The sequence below is a fragment of the Leisingera sp. F5 genome (assembly GCF_001593695.1).
On sequence record NZ_LUKH01000328.1, the window covers coordinates 1 to 2838 of the forward strand.

Consider the following 2838-nt stretch of genomic DNA (forward strand, 5'->3'; position numbering starts at 1 on the left):
ACATGCGCATGATTTTGCCCCTGATGACCGCTTCGATACTGGCTAGCTCGGGGATGGCGTCGGCATTGCCGCCGCTGCGCGAAGTGAAATCGATCAATGACGGGCTGTTTGCCGTCGCTGTGGCGGATCAGATCCGCAAGGAATGCTCCGGCATTTCCGCCCGCATGTTCCGGGCACTGAACTACATCAATACACTGGAAAACCATGCTCTAGAGCTGGGTTACAGCAAGAAAGAGATCAAGGCCTACGTCAAATCCAAAGAGGAAAAGGCGCGAATGCGCGCCCGTGGCGAGGCTTACCTGAAGGCCAATGGCGCAAGCTATGCCGAACCGGACACCTTCTGCAATCTTGGCCGTGCCGAGATCGCCAAAGGTAGCCGGATCGGCCAACTACTGAGAGCAAAGTGAGACCCCATGTCTGACCTACGCAAGATAAACATCGACGGGAACGAGATCGAAGTTGACGGGGCAATGACCCTGATTCAGGCCTGTGAACAGGCCGGAGTCGAGGTTCCGCGCTTCTGCTACCACGAGCGTCTGTCGATTGCCGGCAACTGCCGTATGTGCCTGGTCGAGGTTGTGGGCGGTCCGCCCAAGCCGGCCGCCTCTTGCGCGATGCAGGTGCGCGACCTGCGCCCCGGCCCGGAAGGTCAGGCACCTGTGGTGAAAACCAATTCGCCCATGGTCAAGAAAGCCCGCGAAGGCGTGATGGAATTCATGCTGATCAATCACCCGCTGGATTGCCCGATCTGCGACCAGGGCGGCGAATGCGATCTGCAGGACCAGGCGATGGCCTATGGCATCTCTGCCAGCCGTTTCAAAGAATCCAAACGCGCGGTGGATGATCTGGACCTTGGCCCATTGGTCGGCACCGCAATGACCCGCTGCATCAGCTGCACCCGCTGTGTGCGCTTCACCACCGAGGTCGCAGGTATCGCTCAAATGGGCCAAACCGGGCGCGGTGAAGATGCGGAGATCACCTCCTACCTGAACCAGACGCTGCAATCGAACCTGCAGGGCAACATCATCGACCTCTGCCCGGTGGGCGCGCTGACCTCCAAGCCTTACGCCTTCACCGCGCGGCCCTGGGAGCTGACCAAGACCGAAACCATCGACGTGATGGACGCACTGGGGGCGAACATCCGCGTCGATACCAAGGGCCGCGAAGTGATGCGGATCCTGCCGCGCAACCACGACGGCGTGAACGAGGAATGGATCTCCGACAAGACCCGCTTTGTCTGGGACGGCCTGCGCCGCCAGCGCCTTGACCGTCCTTACGTGCGCGTCGATGGCAAGCTGAAGCCCGCCACCTGGGGCGAGGCGCTGTCTGCCGCAGCCAATGCGATGAAGGGCAAGAAAATTGCCGGTCTGATCGGCGATCTGGCCCCGGTTGAGGCAGCCTTTGCCCTGAAGCAGCTGGTCGAAGGCCTGGGCGGCAAGGTCGAATGCCGCACCGACAACGCCCGTCTGCCGATTGGCAACCGCGCGGGTTACGCCGGCACCGCCACTATCGAGGACGTGGACAGCGCCAAGGCTATCATGCTGATCGGCACCAACCCGCGCGACGAAGCGCCGGTTCTGAACGCCCGCATTCGCAAGGCCTGGCTGAACGGCGCCACCATTGGTGTGGTTGGTCAAGCCGAGGATCTGACTTACGAATACCACCACCTTGGCACTGACCGCGCAGCGCTGGAAGCGCTGCATGGCCTGGACCATGCAGGTGCTCTGGAAAAGGAAACGCTGGTAATCGTGGGGCAGGGCGCCCTGCGCGAAGCCGACGGCCTGGCGGTCCTGGCGCACGCTCAGAAGTTCGCCGCCGACACCGGCTCCAAGCTGATGGTGCTGCACACCGCTGCTTCCCGCGTTGGCGCGATGGACATCGGCGCGGTGACCGAAGGCGGCATGGCCGCGGCCATCGACGGGGCAGAGGTGATCTATAACCTCGGTGCCGATGAGGTGGAAATCGACGCAGGAGCCTTTGTGATCTACCAGGGCTCCCACGGCGACCGCGGCGCGCACCGCGCTGACGTGATCCTGCCGGGCGCCGCCTACACAGAGGAAAACGGGCTGTTCGTGAACACTGAAGGCCGCCCGCAGCTGGCCATGCGTGCCGCGTTTGCACCGGGCGAAGCCAAGGAAAACTGGGCGATCCTGCGCGCGCTCAGCGCCGAAGCGGAGGCTAAGCTGGGCTATGACTCGTTGGCACAGCTGCGCCAGGCCCTGGTCGCCGAGGTGCCGCATCTGGCGCAGATCGACGAAGTGGCCGAAAAGGACGGAGCGGCGCTGGAACTGGACAAGCTCGGCAAGGCCGGCTTCCAGCCTGCGATCCGCGACTTCTACCTGACCAACCCGGTTGCCCGCGCCTCCCAGTTGATGGCGGAACTGTCGGCAGGCGTGAAAGCCCGCGAAACCGGGAAACTGGCCGCCGAATGATCCGCTTTGCCCTCATAACGCCCTTCCTGCTGGCCGCCTGCGCAATGGCACCGGGCAGCGAAGGCGAGCGGCCCGCCCCGATCTATGAAGGGGTGGAAACCAGCCTGCTGGAGGGCGATCTGGTGCAATTTCACGTCTCCATGCGCGGCGCAACCGTGCAGGAAGACCTCGACAACTATGCGGAATGTGCCGCCGCGCAATATGCGCTGATCCGGGATTACGGGTTTGCGCGCCATGTGCGCACAACAATGAAACAGGCAGGGGGCAGCCGGACTGCTGATGCGGTCTATCTGATTTCGCCCTCTCTGCCGCGCGGGCTGCGCACCATCGACGCCGAAGTCGTGGTTGCGGATTGCACGGCAAACGGAATACCGACGGTGTGAGGACCTATGGCTGATTTCTTTAA

The 2838-nt window shown here is 62.9% G+C and carries 3 protein-coding genes; all 3 read left to right on the top strand.

The genetic code is table 11. The features are described 5' to 3' along the window. Positions 1–407 (top strand): DUF5333 domain-containing protein (locus A2I95_RS29700; protein WP_291735659.1); only part of this gene is annotated, 407 nt, incomplete at its 5' end. A gap of 6 nt (positions 408–413) precedes the next feature. Next, positions 414–2432: an NADH-quinone oxidoreductase subunit NuoG gene (gene nuoG / locus A2I95_RS29705; protein WP_291735661.1), complete on the top strand. Its 2019-nt coding sequence runs from the start codon at positions 414–416 to the stop codon at positions 2430–2432. Continuing rightward, the gene (locus tag A2I95_RS29710; RefSeq protein ID WP_291735664.1) at positions 2429–2815 is read left to right on the top strand and encodes a hypothetical protein; all 387 of its coding nucleotides are present in this window, start codon (positions 2429–2431) and stop codon (positions 2813–2815) included. The genes nuoG and A2I95_RS29710 overlap by 4 nt, the downstream gene beginning before the upstream one ends. The last annotated feature ends 23 nt before the right edge of the window (positions 2816–2838 follow it).

What these genes read in the sequence shown, in the direction of transcription:
- A2I95_RS29710 (WP_291735664.1), top strand. Translation starts at nt 2,429, where the DNA reads ATGATCCGCTTTGCCCTCATAACGCCCTTCCTGCTGGCCGCCTGCGCA.
- nuoG (WP_291735661.1), top strand. Translation starts at nt 414, where the DNA reads ATGTCTGACCTACGCAAGATAAACATCGACGGGAACGAGATCGAAGTT.